Origin of the sequence: Alistipes sp. (assembly GCF_048465635.1) — a bacterium.
In the GTDB taxonomy this organism is placed as follows: Bacteria; Bacteroidota; Bacteroidia; order Bacteroidales; family Rikenellaceae; genus Alistipes.
This window is the reverse complement of sequence record NZ_DBFWLF010000024.1, coordinates 17,910-35,249: the sequence shown is the minus strand read 5'-3', so window position 1 is coordinate 35,249 and position 17,340 is coordinate 17,910. Positions and strand designations below refer to the sequence as shown.

At 61.7% G+C, this 17,340-nt stretch carries 14 protein-coding genes; 7 read left to right on the top strand and 7 right to left on the bottom strand.

All coding sequences use genetic code 11. The annotated features are described in order from the left end of the window. Positions 1–511 precede the first annotated feature (511 nt). Entirely contained in the window at positions 512–1,090 is a 579-nt protein-coding gene (locus ACMO9O_RS08710) for a GNAT family N-acetyltransferase (protein WP_418983477.1), read from the top strand. On the opposite strand, the gene ACMO9O_RS08705 is transcribed toward ACMO9O_RS08710, so the two are convergent. The 3 genes from ACMO9O_RS08705 to ACMO9O_RS08695 all read right to left on the bottom strand — a co-directional run bounded on the left by ACMO9O_RS08705 (position 1,087) and on the right by ACMO9O_RS08695 (position 4,237). Continuing rightward, complete coding sequence (locus ACMO9O_RS08705; protein ID WP_418983476.1) at positions 1,087–2,163, bottom strand: YeiH family protein; 1,077 nt, start codon at positions 2,161–2,163, stop codon at positions 1,087–1,089. The two genes, ACMO9O_RS08710 and ACMO9O_RS08705, sit on opposite strands and share 4 nt — an antisense overlap. Before the next feature lie 130 nt (positions 2,164–2,293). Continuing rightward, the gene (locus ACMO9O_RS08700) at positions 2,294–3,181 is read right to left on the bottom strand and encodes a LysR substrate-binding domain-containing protein (protein ID WP_418983475.1); all 888 of its coding nucleotides are present in this window, start codon (positions 3,179–3,181) and stop codon (positions 2,294–2,296) included. A gap of 24 nt (positions 3,182–3,205) precedes the next feature. Continuing rightward, positions 3,206–4,237, bottom strand: a complete 1,032-nt coding sequence (locus tag ACMO9O_RS08695) for a DHH family phosphoesterase (protein ID WP_418983474.1) — start codon at positions 4,235–4,237, stop codon at positions 3,206–3,208. A gap of 431 nt (positions 4,238–4,668) precedes the next feature. On the opposite strand from ACMO9O_RS08695, the gene ACMO9O_RS08690 reads away from it, so the two are divergent. From ACMO9O_RS08690 to ACMO9O_RS08680, 3 genes are all read left to right on the top strand, one after another. After that, the gene (locus ACMO9O_RS08690; protein WP_418983473.1) at positions 4,669–5,262 is read left to right on the top strand and encodes a TetR/AcrR family transcriptional regulator; all 594 of its coding nucleotides are present in this window, start codon (positions 4,669–4,671) and stop codon (positions 5,260–5,262) included. Positions 5,263–5,370: 108 nt separating this feature from the next. Continuing rightward, positions 5,371–6,084, top strand: coding sequence for a hypothetical protein (locus tag ACMO9O_RS08685; protein ID WP_418983472.1), 714 nt, complete (start codon positions 5,371–5,373; stop codon positions 6,082–6,084). Then, positions 6,081–6,515: a hypothetical protein gene (locus ACMO9O_RS08680; protein ID WP_418983471.1), complete on the top strand. Its 435-nt coding sequence runs from the start codon at positions 6,081–6,083 to the stop codon at positions 6,513–6,515. The genes ACMO9O_RS08685 and ACMO9O_RS08680 overlap by 4 nt, the downstream gene beginning before the upstream one ends. 148 nt (positions 6,516–6,663) lie before the next feature. Here ACMO9O_RS08680 and ACMO9O_RS08675 read toward each other — a convergent pair whose 3' ends face one another. Beyond that, positions 6,664–7,518, bottom strand: coding sequence for an AraC family transcriptional regulator (locus tag ACMO9O_RS08675; protein ID WP_418983470.1), 855 nt, complete (start codon positions 7,516–7,518; stop codon positions 6,664–6,666). A gap of 121 nt (positions 7,519–7,639) precedes the next feature. On the opposite strand from ACMO9O_RS08675, the gene ACMO9O_RS08670 reads away from it, so the two are divergent. From ACMO9O_RS08670 to pulA, 3 genes are all read left to right on the top strand, one after another. After that, the gene (locus ACMO9O_RS08670; RefSeq protein WP_418983469.1) at positions 7,640–8,269 is read left to right on the top strand and encodes a nitroreductase family protein; all 630 of its coding nucleotides are present in this window, start codon (positions 7,640–7,642) and stop codon (positions 8,267–8,269) included. 160 nt (positions 8,270–8,429) lie between these two features. Then, complete coding sequence (locus ACMO9O_RS08665; RefSeq protein WP_418983468.1) at positions 8,430–9,554, top strand: mechanosensitive ion channel family protein; 1,125 nt, start codon at positions 8,430–8,432, stop codon at positions 9,552–9,554. Between the two features lie 7 nt (positions 9,555–9,561). After that, positions 9,562–11,490, top strand: a complete 1,929-nt coding sequence (gene pulA, locus ACMO9O_RS08660; protein ID WP_418983467.1) for a type I pullulanase — start codon at positions 9,562–9,564, stop codon at positions 11,488–11,490. A gap of 932 nt (positions 11,491–12,422) precedes the next feature. Here pulA and ACMO9O_RS08655 read toward each other — a convergent pair. From ACMO9O_RS08655 to ACMO9O_RS08645, 3 genes are read right to left on the bottom strand one after another with little or no spacing between them, the layout of a single operon-like run. Next, on the bottom strand, positions 12,423–13,892 hold the full coding sequence (locus ACMO9O_RS08655; protein WP_418983466.1) for a S41 family peptidase: 1,470 nt from the start codon (positions 13,890–13,892) through the stop codon (positions 12,423–12,425). A gap of 15 nt (positions 13,893–13,907) precedes the next feature. Continuing rightward, on the bottom strand, positions 13,908–14,639 hold the full coding sequence (gene nth, locus ACMO9O_RS08650) for an endonuclease III (protein ID WP_418983465.1): 732 nt from the start codon (positions 14,637–14,639) through the stop codon (positions 13,908–13,910). A gap of 47 nt (positions 14,640–14,686) precedes the next feature. Further along, complete coding sequence (locus ACMO9O_RS08645; RefSeq protein WP_418983464.1) at positions 14,687–17,323, bottom strand: ATP-dependent helicase; 2,637 nt, start codon at positions 17,321–17,323, stop codon at positions 14,687–14,689. Positions 17,324–17,340: the final 17 nt, after the last annotated feature.

Genomic DNA, 17,340 nt, shown 5'->3' with positions numbered 1-17,340 from the left:
GCCCGGGAGGATAATCGCACCGCCCGGTCAGGGATTCCACCAACGTAAATACGCTTTCGACGGCTGAACCTCGCGGCATGCCGCCCCGTCTGCAATTCTGACCCCACCCCCGACCCCTCCCTCAGGGAGGGGCGAAGAGCCTCAGGTATGAATTTCTATCAACTTGGTATATGCGGCTTTAGCCGTACGGCCAAATTCGCTTCGTCCTGTTTTCGACCTTTAGGTAGGCGGGCCGCAGGCTCCGAGCGCGGAGGCCCGCTCAAGCGCGTTCCTCCGCAGGCCGCGTCCCTTTTCACAAGGTCCGGCAGGCCGAACGCCGATTGCAACAGAAAGGCACGAAGGAATCTTTGACAAATCCCTCCCGACCTTTCAGCGGTCACGCTCGCTATCAGCAGCGGGTTTTGTGCGGAATTTGCACTACCTTTGTCCCGAATACGGATTGGCACAGACAGACTGCGTACGAGCGAACCAGGCTTGTGCCTGCGCTGTCTTTGCACAAAACCTACATGCGATGAGAGAAGAAGAACTGCGATTCATACCCTTCCGCTCGTGCTCGGACAAGGGCTGGGCCGAAGCGTGGGCAATCTACCGCACCTCGTTCCCCCAGAACGAGCAGTGGCACGAAGAGGACTATGCCCGTGCCTTCTCCGACCCCCATTTCGAAGCGGACGGCATCTGGCTCGGGGAGCGGCTCGCCGGGCTGCTGTTTCATTGGCATTCCGACACGTTCCGCTACGTCGAACACCTGGCCCTCTCTCCCCGGATGCGGGGGCAGAACCTCGGGTCGCGGGCCTTGCGGGCGTTCTGTCAGGCCGGCGGCCGCGTCATTCTGGAGATCGATCCGCCCGAGGACGAAATCTCGATCCGGAGGCTTCACTTCTACGAGCGGCTGGGCTTCGCGGAGAATCCCTATCTCTACATCCACCCCTCGTTCCACGAACCGTATCTGGCTCACCGGCTGGTGCTGATGAGCTATCCCGACGCCATCACCTACGACGAAGCCCGCCGTTTCGCGGACTTCGTACGAGAGGTCGTACTGCGCTATTCGGGGCACGAAAAACCGACGCTGCCCCGGCTGCCCAAACCTTAGAGGATGCCGACCAGGTATTTGGTGACGAAGTAGCCGCCCACCACGAGCCAGACGTAGAGCAGCCCGGCCAAAACGAACGGTTTCGCCCCGGCCTGCTTGAATTTGGCGAGGTTGGTTTCGGTTCCCAGCGCCGTCATGGCCATCGTCAGCATGAACGTATCGACGTATTCGATGGTTCCGTTCAACGGAATTTCGCGGACAGTCTCCACCCCGAAGAGGTACTGCAGCAGCGAATTGAGGCCGATGACGGCGATGAACCCGAAGGCGAACCACGGCACGGTGATCTTGCCTTTGCCCTTGGCCGTCGCCTCGCCCGACCGCCTGCGGCGTCCGGAGAGCACGAAGCCCATGATGACCAGCACGGGAGCCAGCAGCATGACGCGGATCATCTTGGTGATGGTGGCCGTTCCGGCGATCCCCAGCGCATCGGTGGGGTCCATTGCATTGCCCGCCCCGGCCACGTGTGCCACCTCGTGCAGCGTGCTGCCCGTGTAGATGGCTACGCCCGTATCCGTCAGCCCCGAAAGCATCCCCGTGCGGTACATCAGCGGATAGAGGAACATCGAGAGCGTCCCGAAGATCACGACCGTCGAGACGGCGATGGCGGTCTTATACCCTTCGCACTTCACCACCGGTTCCGCACCCAGCACGGCCGCCGCACCGCAGATGGCGCTGCCCGTCGAGGTCATCAACGCCGTATCGCGGTCGATGCGCAGCAGCCGGCCCAGCAAAACGCCGCCCAAAATGGTCACAGCGACCACGATCACGTCGACCGCCACGGCCGGAATGCCCACGGCAGCCACCTCGGCCAGCGTCAGGCGGAACCCGTAGAGGATGATGCCCCAGCGGAGCACCTGCTTGGTGCAGAGCTTGATGCCCGGGACCCACGTCTCGGGCAGCTTGTTGCGCAGGCTGTTGGCATAGAGCATGCCCAGCACGATGCCCACGATCAGCGGACTGAACGAGAGCCGCCTGACGACGGGAACCTCGGCGATATAGAATGCCGCGAACGAGAAGAGGGCGATCAACAGTACTCCGTGCAGGGTGTTGGCCCGCGTGCCTTTTTCCAACATAATTCGATTTTTAATGCGTAAGAGGATAACCTTTTCTTTGCAACGGGGACAAAGGTCGCCCTTTTAATCGGAATTTCGCCCCAAAAAATCGTTATCCTTAATAACCGAAAGTTATAGCAGCCAACCCCGATTACAAATCGGCCCGGGCAAAGCCGATGAAGCGGCGGGCCAGCTGTCCGGGTTCCGCCCCGTTGTAGACGAAGGCGAATTCGCGCCGCAGCGAAAGCCCCTCGATGTCGACGATGCGGAGCGTACCGCTGCGCAGTTCGTCCACCACGGAGATGACCGACACGATCGCCATCGCGTCGCTGTTTCTCACGAACGACTTGATCCCCTCGGTCGTCCCCAGCCGCATCGCCACGTCGAGCATCTGCAGGCGGACGCCCGCCTGCGCCAGCGCCGCGGCGATCACCTCCAGGGTCCCCGAACCGCTTTCGCGCAGCACGAGCGGAATCGAACAAAGCTCCTGCAGTGAGACCGCCTCCGTACGCGCATAGCGGCCCCCGGTGCGGGCCACCAGCACCAGTTCGTCGGGACGGAACGTCTCGTAGCGAAGCCCCTGCCGGCGGCTGACGCTTTCGACCAGGCCCAGGTCCACGGCATGCTCTTCGAGCGCCTGTTCGACCTGTCCGCTGTTGCCCGAGACGACCGAAACGCGGACCCCCGGAAAGCGGGCCGTGAAGCGGGCCAGTATCGGCGGCAGCAGGTACTGCGCGATGGTCGAACTGGCCCCGAGACGCAGTTCGCCCTCGGTCTGGCCGGTGCAGAGGCTCATGTCGTATTGCAGGCGGCGGTAGCCGTCGAGCAGCCTGTCGGCCCCGTCGAGCAGCGTGCGGCCCGCGTCGGTCAGCTCCAGCCGGCTGCCGCGCCGCTCGAAAAGGCGCACCTTGTAACGGGATTCCAGCTCGCCGATATGCTTGCTTACGGCGGGCTGGGAGATAAAGAGTCGTTCGGCGGTCCGGGTGAAGCTGAGCGTCCGGGCGGCCGTGGCGAAGACTTTGAGCCGGAAATCGTCCATGCGGGAGAGAGGGAGGGGTGGAGGCTATCCGAGGTATCCCTCTTCGGCAAATTCGCGCACCGAGCGGATGTAGTGGTCGATGGTCTGCTGCATCGTGACGAACGACTTGCCGCCCGCGGCGTTCTTGTGGCCGCCGCCGTTGAAGTACTTGCGGGCGAAGAGGTTCACGTCCACGTCGCCGCGCGAGCGCAGCGACACGCGGATGAACTTTCGGTGGGCCAGGAACATGGCCGACATTTTCATCTTCTTGATTGTCAGCGCGTAGTTGACGAACCCCTCGCTGTCGCCCTGCTGGAACTGGAAGCGGCGCATCTCATGCTCCATGAGCGACATGTAGGCCACCGTGCCGTTCTCGATGATCTCCATCTTGCGGTTGATGGCGTAGCCGAACAACCGTGCGCGCCCTTCGGTGTAGGCGTTATAGACGCTGTTGTGGATGTCGGGGATGCGGATGCCGCGCTCGACGAGCACCGCCACGGCGCGGAACAGCTCGGGCGTGAGGTACGAGAAGGCGAAATTACCCGTATCGGTCATCATTCCCACGTAGAGCGCTTCGGCCATCTGCCGCGAAATGGCCTCCACGCCGAACATCGCCTCGATGATGGCGTAGACCACGTAGCACGTGCTCGAGCAGTGGGGGTAGGAGAACGCCGGGTCGAACCCCTCGTCGGGCGAGAGGTGGTGGTCGATCAGCACGCGGCGCGCCGTGGTGTTGGCGGCGATCGTATCGCTGAGGATTTCGAGCCGCGAGACGGCGTTGAAGTCCAGACAGAAGATCGTGTCCGCCTCGGCGATGGCCGCAGCGGCGCGTCCCTCCGTCTCGGTGCGGAAGACGATCACCTCTTCGATGCCCTGCATCCAGTCGAGGAAGTAGGGATACTTGTTCGGCACGACGCACGTGACGCGGTGGCCCATCGTTCGCAGCGCTTCGGCCCAGGCGAGCGACGAACCCACGGCGTCGCCGTCGGGGTTGGTATGGGTGACGATTACGATCCGCTGTTCGGGGGCTGCGAGCAGCTCTTTCAGACGGTCGATCTTTTCGGAGAACAGATCCATAGAAACTTCGGTTTGGTCCGGCTGACTGCGGCGCCCAATGACAGGTCGCCACAGCCCCTCCGGGCGTAAGTTTTCCCGGACGGCGCGTACGCAAGCCGGGTGCAGAACCGAGCGAACAGCCGGTTTGCCGGGGCGCAGCCTGTCCGGGCCGGGGTTTATCCGTACGCAAATATAAGGAAAAAAACGAAAATAAGCGCGGACGGGCGCAAGAAGGATGTAAACAGGGGGTTTGACGGGAAATGAACCGCAGGAACAAAGCCAAGCGAAACCGCCGAAAGCCAACTCAAACCGGAGTTAAAACTTGCCCGAACGGGGAACAACCGCCCCTCGAAGTCGCGCGGTTGGATAAAAAAGAGAGATTTTACATTGAATATTTGGTGGTTTCGTCAAAATGCCCTACATTTGTTCCCGATTGGTAACATACAAATGAAATGAAGAACGCGGAACGAGACCGAGAGGCGACCGAGAAACGTCTGTTGGAAACAGTGGGCAGCATGATTGCCGAAAGGGGATTCGAGCGAATCGGAATCAATGCAATCGCCGCGCAGTCGGGTGTATCGAAGATTTTGATATACCGGTATTTCGGTTCGGTCGAGGGCTTGCTGGCCGCTTACATTCGGCAGTACGATTTCTGGATCAATTTACCGTCCGACATTCCGGAGCGGGACCAGCTGCCTCGATTTTTAAAAACCCTGTTCCGTCATCAGATCAATCGTTTGCGTTCAGATGTGACGCTTCGGCGGCTTTATCGGTGGGAACTCTCCAGCAACAATGAAACGATTGCGAAAATCCGGGAACAGCGGGAAAGAGCGGGAATGGAAGTGATTCGTACGGTTTGTCGGATAAGCGGATTACCGCAGGCCGAAATCGAAACCGTGTCCGCCATGCTTTCGGCGTCGGTTACCTATTTGATCATGCTGAGCGATTTCTGCCCCGTATACAACGGAATCGCTATCGACGACGATTCGGGCTGGGAGCGGATCATACACGGAATAGATTCGATCATCGATAAACTGCTGCCCTGACGGATCGTGGACGTATCCTTATTACTAACCGCTGGATTACAAAATTTTTTACCATGTATGTTCCCGATAAGTAACATATTATTTGCAAGCAGAAAAATGAAAAGAGCCATGAATTTAATGACGCTGTTCCTGACCTTCGCCGGACTGTGCGCCTGCGAAAAGGATTTGATCGAGTACGATACCGGAGATATTCGCGTCCGTATCGAAACGGGCAAAGAGTGGCTGCACGACTTTCCCGTATTTCTGGGAATCAGCAAGAAGAATCCGCCTCAGATCGCCATATGGATAGAGGACACGGAGAAAAACTATCTGTCGACAGTCTATGTGTCGCACAAAATCGCCACGCAGTCATGGCAGATGGCCGGGGGTAATCGCCGAAAGGAGGCTTTACCGCACTGGTGTCATTCGCGCGGAGTGCGGTATCCCGACGGCCTCTACCTGCCAACCGAAAGCGAACCGTTGACCGACGGGATTTCGGGGGCCACACCGCGCAGCGGTTTCGATGTAAAGATCACGCCTGCGGAACCGCTCCGGAAATTCGTCGTGAAAATAGAAATCAATCATTCGACCGATTGGAATGCGTATTATCCCAAGTCAGCAAGCGAAGAGGATCCGAACTATTCCGGCGGCAGGGAGGGAAGCGGACAGCCTGCGGTAGTCTATGCCGCTGTCGTCGATCTTTCGAGCGGACAAAATGAGTTCGAGGCCGAACTGATCGGACACAGTTCGCCGGACGGAAACTCGGGGGATCTTTGCAGCGACGTTTCGGAGCTGACGACAGCCTTGCACATTGTCGAACGTATAACGGTGCATATACAATGAGAAGATTGCTGCTGACTTTCATCGCCTCCGTGCTGTGTATAGGGGTTCATGCGCAAAGGTTTTCCTTTCGGACGACCGTCGGAACGGGTTTCGATTTGTCCACTCCGGCCTCAACCCCCATACTCTGGAGGGTGTCCGGACAGTATCGAATAGTCGAGCGGCTTTCGGTCGGGGCCGGGACGGGATTGTCCTTCTATGAAAAAACATTGATTCCGGTTTTTGCCGCCGTAAAATTCTCGATAACCCGCCCGCGGAAATTCACGCCCTTCGTGGCATGTCGTACCGGATATGCTTTCGCTCCCGCCCGTCATGCCAACGGAGGGTTCTATCTCAACCCCTGCTTCGGTGTTCGGTATGCAGTCGGCCAGCGACACGGCATCTTCGTGGATGTAGGTTATGAATCGCAAAATCTGGAGCGATTGAAAACCTAGGAGAATCGCTATTTAAAAGCCCAATTCGCAGAAAAATTGAGGCATCGGAGCATCGTCGTCGCGTTCGGATTCGAATTTTGAGGCATCGCCTGCCGGAGCGCTTTTCGTCCGCCCGTTCGGAGACCGATCGCTTGAAACCGGTCGGACGCTACCGGAATTGTTTCCGGTAGCGGGTCGGCGACAACCCTACGGTCTTCGTGAAGACCCGCACGAAATGGGGCAAATCGTTGAATCCGACCAGGTAGGCGATCTCCGAGACCTGCTTCTGCGAGTGTCGCAGCAGTTCGCAGGCGGTGTTCAGCCGATATTGCGTGACGAACTGCGAAAAGGTCATCCCCTTGCACCGCTTGAAATAGGAGCAGAACGCCGAACGGTTCATGCCTACTTCCGCGGCTATGTCGTCCAGGGGGATGGCATGGACGTAGTGGGCCATTACGTAGGCCGAAATATGCTGCATGCGCCGCACGTCCCGCTCGATGCGCATCGGCCGACCGGCAAACGTATGATCCGACGCCGTGAAAATGACGGGCAGCAGGCGGAGCATCGCACTCAGGCGCCCCAACTCGTCCATGCCGTTCATTTCGGACAAGGTCCGGCGGATGATCCGTGAACTTTCCGGGCCGAACTTCAGCGCATCGGCCGGAAAGGAGATCCCGGCCAGCCGGTTCCGCACCTCGGGAAACACCTCCATGCACCGCTCCACGAACGTGGGGCTGAAAGCCGCCATCCGGTATCGGACGCATCCGGCGGCATCCGCCGAATCGGGTGCATACTCCCAGCGGTGAAGCATCGCGGGCGGTATCAGCGCCACGTCGCCTGCCGCGAAGGGCTGCACGGTGTCGCCCGCCGTGCGGCTGCCGCAGCCGTAGACCACGTGGTACAGCTCCCACGCATCGTGCCGGTGCAGCTTGGCCTCGATCCGGGGTTCGATGCGCTGGGCGATGAAGAAAAAAGAGTGATTCTGCGTTTCGGGCAGTTCGTAGGGAATGGCGGTGTCTTCCATAAAACAAGGTTTCGTATGCAAATATAAGACAAATAAAAGAGATAATAACACAAATATTGAACAACCACGCGGCGTAACTTTGTAACCGGAAACAGGAAGTATCCCTTAAAAACGTACGGTTATGGAATTTTATGAAGTATTGGAGCGAAGAAAAACCATCCGCGACTTTTCCGATCGGGAAGTCTCGGACGAAGTGTTGGAAAAGATCGTGTCGGCCGCATTCAAGGCCCCGACCAATGACCATCTGCGCCAGCTGGAGTTCGTCGTGGTAAGAGGCCGGGAGAACATCGCCCGCATCGTATCGCCCGTGGCGGAGAACGCCCGGAACATCCAGCAGAGCGGACTCGAAGCTGCCGCAGGCGTCATGGACGAGGACGAATACGCCATGTTCGTCGATGCGCTGCCCAAACAGCAGCGGATGCTCATCGAGAGCAACTGCCTCGTGCTGCCGTTTTTCCGGCAGAAGGATTACCCGCTGTGCCGGCCCCAAGACCAGAGTTCCCTGAACTATTTCGCCTCCGCCTGGGCGGCGGTCGAGAATATCCTGCTGGCAGCGACGGCCGAGGGGTTGGCGTGTGCGTTCCGCATCCCGATCGGCAGCGAGCCGGAACACGTGAAGCGGACGGTCCATGCACCCGAAGGATACGAGTTCGCCTGCCTGCTCGCCATCGGTTATCCTGCCGACAACGCGCATGTCTGCAAGCAGAAAGAGATTCGGGTGGCGGAGAGAATCCACCGGAACACTTGGTAGCGAGCTTAAAGCGGCAAAAACGATGCGGACGGGTTCTTCGTCCGCATTTTTTGTCCGCACTACCCGGCCGATCCGCCTCGCCGTGTGATTTTTTGCGCGCGGCGGCCACTCCGGAAAGAAAATTGCAGATGCGCCCTGACGAAAGTCAATACGAAAAGCTATGTTTGAATACGAAGTTATGGGCAACAGCCTCCAGACATGGATCGTCTCCATCCTGATCGTGCTTGCGGGCATTGTCCTCGTCAAACTCCTGACGCTGCTGGGCCGCAAGGTCCTTAAACCGCTGGTCACCCGCACGGCCAACCACGTGGACGACATCGTCTACTACTCGCTGGAGCCGCCTGTGAAGTTCGCGGTGATGCTGCTGGCGATCTGGATCGCCATCCATAGGCTGGTCTATCCCGACTCGCTGGTGAAGTACGTCGACAATGCCTATCGCATCCTGATCGTGCTCGACATCACCTGGATCCTGGCGCGGCTGTCGAGCGCGCTGCTCGACCACTACTGGGGGCGCAAGTCCAGCTCCCACGTGCAGAAGATGCTGCCCGTGGTGCGGCGCACGATCCTCGTACTGGTGTGGATCATCGGTCTGGTGACGGGCCTGAGCAACGCCGGGGTCGACATCAACGCGCTGTGGGGAACGCTGGGCATCGGCGGCATCGCCTTCGCGCTGGCGGCGCAGGATACCGTAAAGAACGTCTTCGGCGCGATCACCATCTTCACCGACAAGCCTTTCGGCATCGGCGACACGATCAACGTCAACGGGCTGGAGGGCACGGTGGTCGACGTGGGCATGCGCAGCACGCGCATCCTGGGTTACGACCGCCGCATCACGAGCGTCCCCAACTACAAGATCACCGACGCGCAGATCGTCAACATCTCCTCCGAGCCGATGCGCCGCGCGATGGTCAAGGTGGGGCTGACCTACGACACGGGGGCCGACAAGATGAACCGGGCGCTGGAAATCCTCCGTTCGCTCCCCGCGCAGGTGGAAAACGTCTCGTCCAACGCGTCGGACATCACGGCCTTCTTCTCCGACTACGGGGAGTCGTCGCTCAACGTCACCTTCTATTACTACATCACCAAACAGGGGAACATCCTTCAGGTCATGTCGGACATGAACCTGGCGATCCTCGCGGCATTCAATAAGGAGGGGCTCGACTTCGCCTTCCCGACGCGGACCGTTATCGTTCAGGAAGATCAGGCAAATCAGAGTCAGCCGGACGGACAGACCTCCCGACCGCAAACGGACGGCGAAAACCCCACGCCGCAACCACAAAATTAAGAAAGCCATGGAATACGACCGATACCCCGTCTATGAGGGCGACGATCTGGAACTGCGCTACGCGCCCGAGCACTCCGTCTTCACGCTTTGGGCCCCGACCGCCGAGCAGGCGCAGCTGAGCCTTTACGCCGCGGGCGAGGGCGGCGAGGCGGAGGAGCGGATCGAGATGCAGGCCTCCGACCAGGGGACGTGGCGCGTCGAAGTGCCGCGCGACCTGAAAGGCAAGTTCTACACCTTCCGGATCCGGACCGGGGAGGAGTGGCTCGCCGAGACGCCCGGCATCTGGGCCCGTGCGGTGGGCGTCAACGGCGACCGGGCCGCGGTGATCGACCTGCGCAAGACCGACCCGGAGGGTTGGGACGACGATCCGCGCCCCGAGCAGAAAATGTACTCCGACGCGGTGCTCTACGAGCTTCACCACCGCGATTTCAGCATCGCCCCCGATTCGGGCGTTGAACACAAGGGCAAGTTCCTGGCCCTGACCGAGCCGGGAACCCGCTCGCCGGAGGGACAGGCCACCGGACTGGACCACCTCCGGGAGCTGGGTGTGACGCACATTCACATTCTGCCCTCGTTCGACTACTCGACCGTCGACGAAACGCGCCTCGGGGACAACACCTACAACTGGGGGTACGACCCGAAGAACTACAACGTGCCCGAGGGGAGCTACTCGACCGATCCGGGCGATCCGGCGGTGCGCATCCGCGAGTTCAAGCAGATGGTCCGCAGCCTGCACCGAAACGGCATGCGCGTGGTGCTGGACGTGGTGTACAACCACACGGCCACGGTCGAGGGCTCGGCCTTCACGCTCACCGCACCCGGTTACTTCTACCGCCACAACCCCGACGGCTCCTACTCCGACGCCTCGGGCTGCGGCAACGAAACGGCCTCCGAGCGGGAGATGGTGCGGCGCTACATCGTCGAATCGGTCAAATACTGGGCCCGCGAGTACCACATCGACGGTTTCCGCTTCGATCTGATGGGCATTCACGACATCGAGACCATGAACCGCGTGCGCCGCGAACTGTCACAGATCGACCCCACCATCTTCATCTACGGCGAGGGGTGGCTGGCCGCCGATTCACCGCTGCCGCCCGAGCAGCGGGCCGTACGGGACAACGTGGGACAGATGGAGGGGATCGCCGTCTTCTGCGACGATTTCCGCGACGGAGTGCGCGGCAGCACGTTCGACGAGCACGCCGCGGGTTACGCCTCGGGCAATATCGAGGGACATGTCGAAGCGGTGAAGTTCGGCGTGGTCGGAGCCACGGAGCACCCGCAGATTGATTATAACGGGCTGCTCTACTCCTCGCTGCCCTACGCCGCCGCACCGTCGCAGGCCGTGAATTTCGTGGCCAGCCACGACGGCTATACCGTGGTGGACAAGCTCCGCCTCTCGGTCGATGGCGACCGCGCCGAGGAGGAGATCACCCCGATGCACAAGCTGGTCCATGCCATCCTGCTCACGTCACAGGGCGTGCCCTTTATCCGCGGCGGCGAGGAGCTGATGCAGGACAAACAGGGGGTGTCGAACAGCTTCCGGTCGCCCGACGCGGTCAACCGCATCGACTGGTCGCTCAAAGCGCGCAACCGCGCGGTGTTCGACTACATCAAGGACCTGATCGCCCTGCGGCGCGCCCACCCGGCGTTCCGCATCCCGACGCGCGAAGGGGTGCAGCAGGCGCTGCACTTCCTCGACACGGGCGATTCAGGCGTGATCGCCTTCACGCTCGGCGAGTACGCCAACGGCGATGCGTGGCGGGAGATACTGGTGGCCTACAACGGCAACCGCGCCGAAGCTGAGTTCGAAGCGCCCGAAGCCGACTGGCGCGTGGCCAGCCGCGACGGGCGGGTGGATGCCGCGGGAAGCGAGCACCTGTCGGGCGGAAAGATCCCGCTGGCGGCCTCGTCGGCGATGATTCTTTTCCGGGAGTAAGCCGGGCGGGTTTTAAGGGCAGCGGCCTGCGGAGGGGGCGCGTCGGGAGGAAAGGTTCGGATACAGCCTGCGGAGGAACGCGATTCAGCGAGGTTCCGCGGGTTTCGAGAGCCGCAAAACAGACACAAAGCAGATGCCGAAGCCTGCGGAGGACTGCATCAGCGGGCCTCCGCACCCGGAGGCTGCGGCCCGCGCGGCTTGATAGCCGCAAAACAGTTATTACCATCCAGATTGTACGCCATCTCCCTCCCTGAGGGAGGGCCGGGGTGGGGTCAGATTTGTAAACGACGCCGGAGGCGGCGAGGTTTTTACGGTCGGAGCGGATTAACAATCCTGCTGCCCGCAACAGCTTCGAAAGAACAACCTACCCTTTCTTTAGAAGAAAGGGCGAAAGAACCGCGCACGCAGAAAACGGCGGGCGGTTGTCCTCCTCCTCGCTGAACGGGCACGAAAGACTACGCTTTTCGAACACCCGTTCCGGGCGCTCAGCGTCGGACAACCGCAATTCCCGCCGTTTCCAGAAGTACGCGAACTGGTGCGGCGCGCTGCGCCGCAGTAAAAGATTATTGTAAGAGTAGCTTTGTTTTCGGACGCAGCCTGCGGAGGAACGCGACCAAGCGGGCCTCCGCCAGCCCAAGGCTGCGGCCCGCCGACCTAAAGGTCGAAAACAAAACGAAGCGCTTTAGCCGCGCGGCTAAAGCCGCAAACTAAGCAGGTAGAAATTCATACCTGAGGTTCTTCGCCCCTCCCAGAGGGAGGGGTCGGGGGTGGGGTCAGATTTGCAGACGCGACGGCACGCCGCGAGATTCGGCGATGGAAAGCGTATTTACATGGGTACGACCGAAGACCATCCGGGCGACTATCCTCTCGGACCTCCGCTGCCGGAGCGGATTTAAAGGCAAAACGACCGAAACCCGTCCAATTCCATAACGCTATTCATACTCCGGCAGCCGGATCATGCCGTCGAGCGGCCGCGCAGGCGCGGGAACCGGGTGCATTTCCCCGACAGCGCGTGTCTGCGCGGCGGAGCGACCGTCGGGCTTCACGCCCTGCCCGATCCAGGCGAGGGCCGCAGCGAGGAACGCATCCCGCTCGTCGCCCCAGTCGTACGTCGGCACGCTCGCCTCGTCGACCGCCACCTGCGGCGCAAAACCGTCGCCGTAGTCGCGGAATCCCCGTGCATTGGCCGAGTAGAACGTGATGGGGCTGAACTCGTATTCGTAGCCGTCGAAGGTCCGGGTGCGAGGCTCCATACCGACGTTCTTACCGTTGGTCTTGGTTCCGATCAGCCGCACCTCGACATCGAGACCGCGCAGACCGTTGATGACCAGTTCGCTGGCCGACGCCGTACTCCCCGTGCAGAGGATATAGACCCTGTTCAGTCCCAGCGCCGAGGAGAGCGCCGCGGCGATGGGGGCATAGGAGCCGTTGCCGTAATCGGCCGTACCGATGCAGTAGCGGTCGATCCGCTCGCCCGCCGCGGTACGACTGGCGTTATACGACGTGCGGGCGAATACCCCGCCCTGAAGCGCGTTGCCCCCGACGAGCGTAGCCAGGACGGCGCTCGAAACGACGTGTCCGCCGCCGTTGTAGCGCAGGTCGAGGATCAGTTCCTTCACCTGCCGGGAGCGCAGATCGGCAAAGGCGGCGATCAGTGCCTCGTCGTAGTAATAGTTGAACGCATCGTAACAGACATAACCCACCTGCGTGCCGTCGGAAGCCGTAAGCACCTTGCTCGCCCAGACGGGATCGTCGGCGTAGGAAGCCGCAGCGAAGCGCAAATCGACAGTCGCTCCGCGCAGCGACTTGGCCACGGAGACCGTAAGAGTCGACTTAGAATCGCGGAGCAGATCGGCCGCCTTGTCCCATTCGGCGATCGGGGCTCCGTTGATTCGGAGGATATAGTCGCCGCGCACCAGGCCCGCGCGGCCTGCGGGAGCGTGGGGCGACACGGCGCGCACCTGTAGGTAGTAGGGCGCTTTGCCGTCGTTGTTGACCGACCCGTAAAAGAGGTAGGAGACGCCCGTGCCGACGGTCATCTGGTGCGTGCCGCGCGAAAGCTTCGCCTCGGAGAGCGAACGGCGCTCGACGTTGGAGTAGAAATACTTCCGGACACCGTTCTCCCAATGGCCGTCGTCGTGGTTGATGTCGTTCTGCGCGGCGATGTCCCGGAGCAGCCGGGCCAGGAACGCTTCGTAGCCGAGGCTGTAATCGGGCGTCACGCGCTCCATGGCCTCGTTCCAGAGGTAGTGCGAGGTCATGTAGTCGGCCATCCACTTCTCGACCGCTTCGTCGGGACCGGAGGTCGGCGTATCGTCGTTCTTGTCGCTGCACGCGGGAGCCATCCAAAGCATCGCCAGCAGCAGAGCCGGAACGATCCGGCGCATCAATCTATTTTCCATCGGTTCTGAGTTTCGTTACTCGGCCGCGGGTTTCGGACCGCGGCTCCGGCGGGGCACGGCCTTTCCGGCCTCCCCGGTTTTTCCGGCCTTTTCAGCTTTCCCGGCCGCCTTGCGGTCGGCAGCGTACTTGCGACACCACGGGGCGATGCCGCACGCATCGCACTTCGGAGCCCGGGCCACGCAGACGTAGCGTCCGTGCAGGATCAGCCAGTGGTGGGCCAGCGGAAGCAGGCGGGAGGGGATGTTCTTTTCGAGGGTCAGTTCGGTCTGCAGCGGGGTCTTCGAATCGGTCGTCAGGCCGATGCGGTTCGAGACGCGGAAGACGTGCGTATCGACGGGCATCACCTCCCGCTGCCAGAGGACGGCCCCCAGCACGTTGGCCGTCTTGCGCCCCACGCCGGGCAGGCGCTGCATCTGCTCCAGATCGGTGGGAACCTCCCCGCCGAACTCCTCGCACAACATGCGGGCCATACCCGCCAGGTTGCGCGCCTTGTTGTTTGGGTAGGAGATGCTTTTGATGTAGGGGTAGATCTCCTCCGCCGTGGCCCGCGCCATCTCCCAGGGGGTCGGAAACGCCTCGAACAGGGCCGGGGTGGTCATGTTGACCCGCTTGTCAGTGCACTGGGCCGAGAGGATGACCGCCACCAGCAGCTGGTAGGGGTCCTTGTAATGCAGTTCGCTCTCGGCAGCGGGCATGTGCTCCGAGAACCAGGCGATGACGCCTTCGTAACGCTGTTTGGTGGTCATGGTCTCTTGGTTTGGGTTGCGGGCCGGGCGGACCGGTCCTGGAAAAGTCAGAGTTTGGTCAGATGGGCGAATTTGGCCAGCAGGGTCTTTTCGCCCGCATTGTCGAATGCCACGACGAGTTTGTGGTCGCCGGCGAGGGTCTCGATGCGGCGGATGATACCCACGCCGAATTTGGCGTGCTCGACGCGCTGGCCGACGGCGTATTCGCCGCCCGCGGAGGCCGAACTGCCGGACGCCAGCCCGCCGTCCATCGTCTGCCGCACGCCCACGCGGCGCATCCCCTCGGTCGAGGGGCGGGGCGTCTGCACGAGCGCCGGATCGGGCGCGGCCGTATGCGGCGACCGGGCTGAACCCGCAGACCGGCCCGTATAACTCCCCGAACCGCCCGCCGAACCGCCCGGGCCGCCCGCCGGACGCGCATAGCGCCGGGCCGTGCCCGATTCGCCGTCGGAGGGGCGGCCGAACCGGTTGCCGTAGGAGTTGCCGTACGAGCCGGACGATCCGTTCCCGCCCGCACGGTCGCCCGCACCGCGACCCGCATAGCTGCTGCTGCGGCCCGCGGCGCCCGTCCCCTCCCGCTTCTGCTGGAAACGGTAGTCGAAACGGCGGCGCAGCTCCTCGATGGCCGTCGGGCCTTCGCCGCCCTCGCGGAGCGATTCACGCTGCGGCTCGTCGCGGTCGAAGTCGCCGATGACGTACTTCGGGTCAATCTCGCGCAGGAAACAGCTCGGGCGCGAGAACTCCATGTTGCCCCACTTGAAGCGCATTTCGGCATAGGAGATCGTCGCCGAAACCTTCGCGCGCGTAAGGGCCACGTAGAACAGCCGCCGCTCCTCCTCGATGCCGTCGGGCGACTCCGCGGCCCGCTGCGAGGGGAAGAGATTCTCTTCCAGCCCCACGATATATACATATTTGTATTCCAGCCCCTTGGCCGAGTGGACGGTCATCAGCGTCACCTTGTTGCGGTCCTTGGGATCGTCCTTGTCCATATCGGTCAGGAGCATGACGTTCTGCAGCCACTCCTCGACGGTCGCCTCCTCCTCCGCGGGACGCTCCCCGGCGCGGATTTCGGCGTCACGCTGCTCCTTGAAGAGTTGCATCGAGTTCAGCAGTTCCTCGATATTGTCCAGCGCCGAGGTCGCCTCAGGGGTGTTCTCCGCCCGGTAGGCGGCCAGAATGCCCGAACGCGAGGCGATCTCCAGTCCGAAGTCGTAGAGGCTCTTGTCGCTGCGCGAGAGCGACAGCGCCCGAATCATGGCCACGAAATCCGCCACCTTGCGGGCGATGGTCCGCTGCACGGGATCTGCGGCGGGTTCGGCCGCCAGCGCATCGACCGCCTCCCACATCGACACGCCGCGCTCCGCGGCCAGCTGTCCGATGCGCTGCACGGTCGTGTCGCCGATGCCGCGCGCCGGGTAGTTGACGATACGCTTGAACGCCTCGTCGTCGCGCGGGTTGATGACCAGCCGGATGTAGGCGAGCATGTCGCGGATCTCCTTGTGGTCGTAGAACGACGATCCCTTGTAAATCCGGTAGGGAATGCCGCGGCGGCGGAGGTTGTCCTCCAGCACGGCCGACTGGTTGTTCGTGCGGTAGAGGATCACCGCCTCCGACCAGTCATCGCCCGCCGAGCGGACCTTGTCCCTCAGATCGGTCACCACCAGTTCGGCCTCCTCGCGGTCGGTGTAGGCCTTCAGAATCCGTATCTTCTCCCCCTCGTCCCCCTCCGAAAAGCAGTGCTTCTCCATGCGGCGGACGTTGCGGGCGATCACCGAGTTGGCCGCGTCGACGATCGTGCGCGTCGAGCGGTAGTTCTGCTCCAGCTTGAAGATCATGGCGTCGGGGAAGTCCTCCTTGAACTTGAGGATGTTCTCGATCTTGGCCCCGCGGAACGAGTAGATCGACTGCGCGTCGTCGCCCACCACGCACACCTTCGAGTGGTGTTGCGACAGGCGGCGGATGATGACGTACTGGGCGTAGTTGGTGTCCTGGTACTCGTCGACCAGAATGTACTTGAAAAGCTCCTGGTAGCGGGCCAGCACGTCGGGTGCGTCGCGCAGCAGGATATTGGTCTGCAACAGCAGGTCGTCGAAGTCCATCGCCCCGTTGCGTTTGCAGCGCTGGCAGTAAATGTTATAGATGTTGCCGAACTCGGGAATCTGCGCCTGCCGGTCCTCGGCGGCGAAGGTCGCGTTGGCCAGATAGGCTCCGGGGGTCACCAGACAGTTCTTGGCATAGGAGATGCGCGAGGCGAGCATGTTGGGCTTGTAGCGTTCGTCCGCCAGGTTCAGTTCGCGCACGATGGTCTTCAGCAGGTTCTTCACGTCCGACGGCTCGTAGATGGTGAACGACTGCGGGAAGCCGATCCGGTCGGCGTTCTCGCGCAGGATGCGCGAAAAGACCGAGTGGAACGTACCCATGCGGATATAGCGGCTGCGGTTGTCGGGGATCATCTGCGCGATGCGTTCGCGCATCTGGTCGGCGGCCTTGTTGGTGAACGTGAGTGCCAGTATGTGGTAGGGTTCGACCCCCCGCTCGATCATGTAGGCGATGCGGGAGGTCAACACGCGGGTCTTGCCCGAACCCGCGCCGGCGATGATGAGCGACGGGGCGTCGTAGTTGACCACGGCATCGCGCTGGGCGGGGTTCAGGCCCTGCAATATCGGGGAAGCATTGGATTCCATGCCGACAAAGTTAATAA

What these genes read in the sequence shown, in the direction of transcription:
- ACMO9O_RS08685 (WP_418983472.1), top strand. Translation starts at nt 5,371, where the DNA reads ATGAATTTAATGACGCTGTTCCTGACCTTCGCCGGACTGTGCGCCTGC.
- ACMO9O_RS08675 (WP_418983470.1), bottom strand. Translation starts at nt 7,518, where the DNA reads ATGGAAGACACCGCCATTCCCTACGAACTGCCCGAAACGCAGAATCAC.
- ACMO9O_RS08655 (WP_418983466.1), bottom strand. Translation starts at nt 13,892, where the DNA reads ATGGAAAATAGATTGATGCGCCGGATCGTTCCGGCTCTGCTGCTGGCG.
- ACMO9O_RS08705 (WP_418983476.1), bottom strand. Translation starts at nt 2,163, where the DNA reads ATGTTGGAAAAAGGCACGCGGGCCAACACCCTGCACGGAGTACTGTTG.
- ACMO9O_RS08695 (WP_418983474.1), bottom strand. Translation starts at nt 4,237, where the DNA reads ATGGATCTGTTCTCCGAAAAGATCGACCGTCTGAAAGAGCTGCTCGCA.
- pulA (WP_418983467.1), top strand. Translation starts at nt 9,562, where the DNA reads ATGGAATACGACCGATACCCCGTCTATGAGGGCGACGATCTGGAACTG.
- ACMO9O_RS08710 (WP_418983477.1), top strand. Translation starts at nt 512, where the DNA reads ATGAGAGAAGAAGAACTGCGATTCATACCCTTCCGCTCGTGCTCGGAC.
- ACMO9O_RS08665 (WP_418983468.1), top strand. Translation starts at nt 8,430, where the DNA reads ATGTTTGAATACGAAGTTATGGGCAACAGCCTCCAGACATGGATCGTC.
- ACMO9O_RS08700 (WP_418983475.1), bottom strand. Translation starts at nt 3,181, where the DNA reads ATGGACGATTTCCGGCTCAAAGTCTTCGCCACGGCCGCCCGGACGCTC.
- ACMO9O_RS08680 (WP_418983471.1), top strand. Translation starts at nt 6,081, where the DNA reads ATGAGAAGATTGCTGCTGACTTTCATCGCCTCCGTGCTGTGTATAGGG.
- ACMO9O_RS08690 (WP_418983473.1), top strand. Translation starts at nt 4,669, where the DNA reads ATGAAGAACGCGGAACGAGACCGAGAGGCGACCGAGAAACGTCTGTTG.
- ACMO9O_RS08670 (WP_418983469.1), top strand. Translation starts at nt 7,640, where the DNA reads ATGGAATTTTATGAAGTATTGGAGCGAAGAAAAACCATCCGCGACTTT.
- ACMO9O_RS08645 (WP_418983464.1), bottom strand. Translation starts at nt 17,323, where the DNA reads ATGGAATCCAATGCTTCCCCGATATTGCAGGGCCTGAACCCCGCCCAG.
- nth (WP_418983465.1), bottom strand. Translation starts at nt 14,639, where the DNA reads ATGACCACCAAACAGCGTTACGAAGGCGTCATCGCCTGGTTCTCGGAG.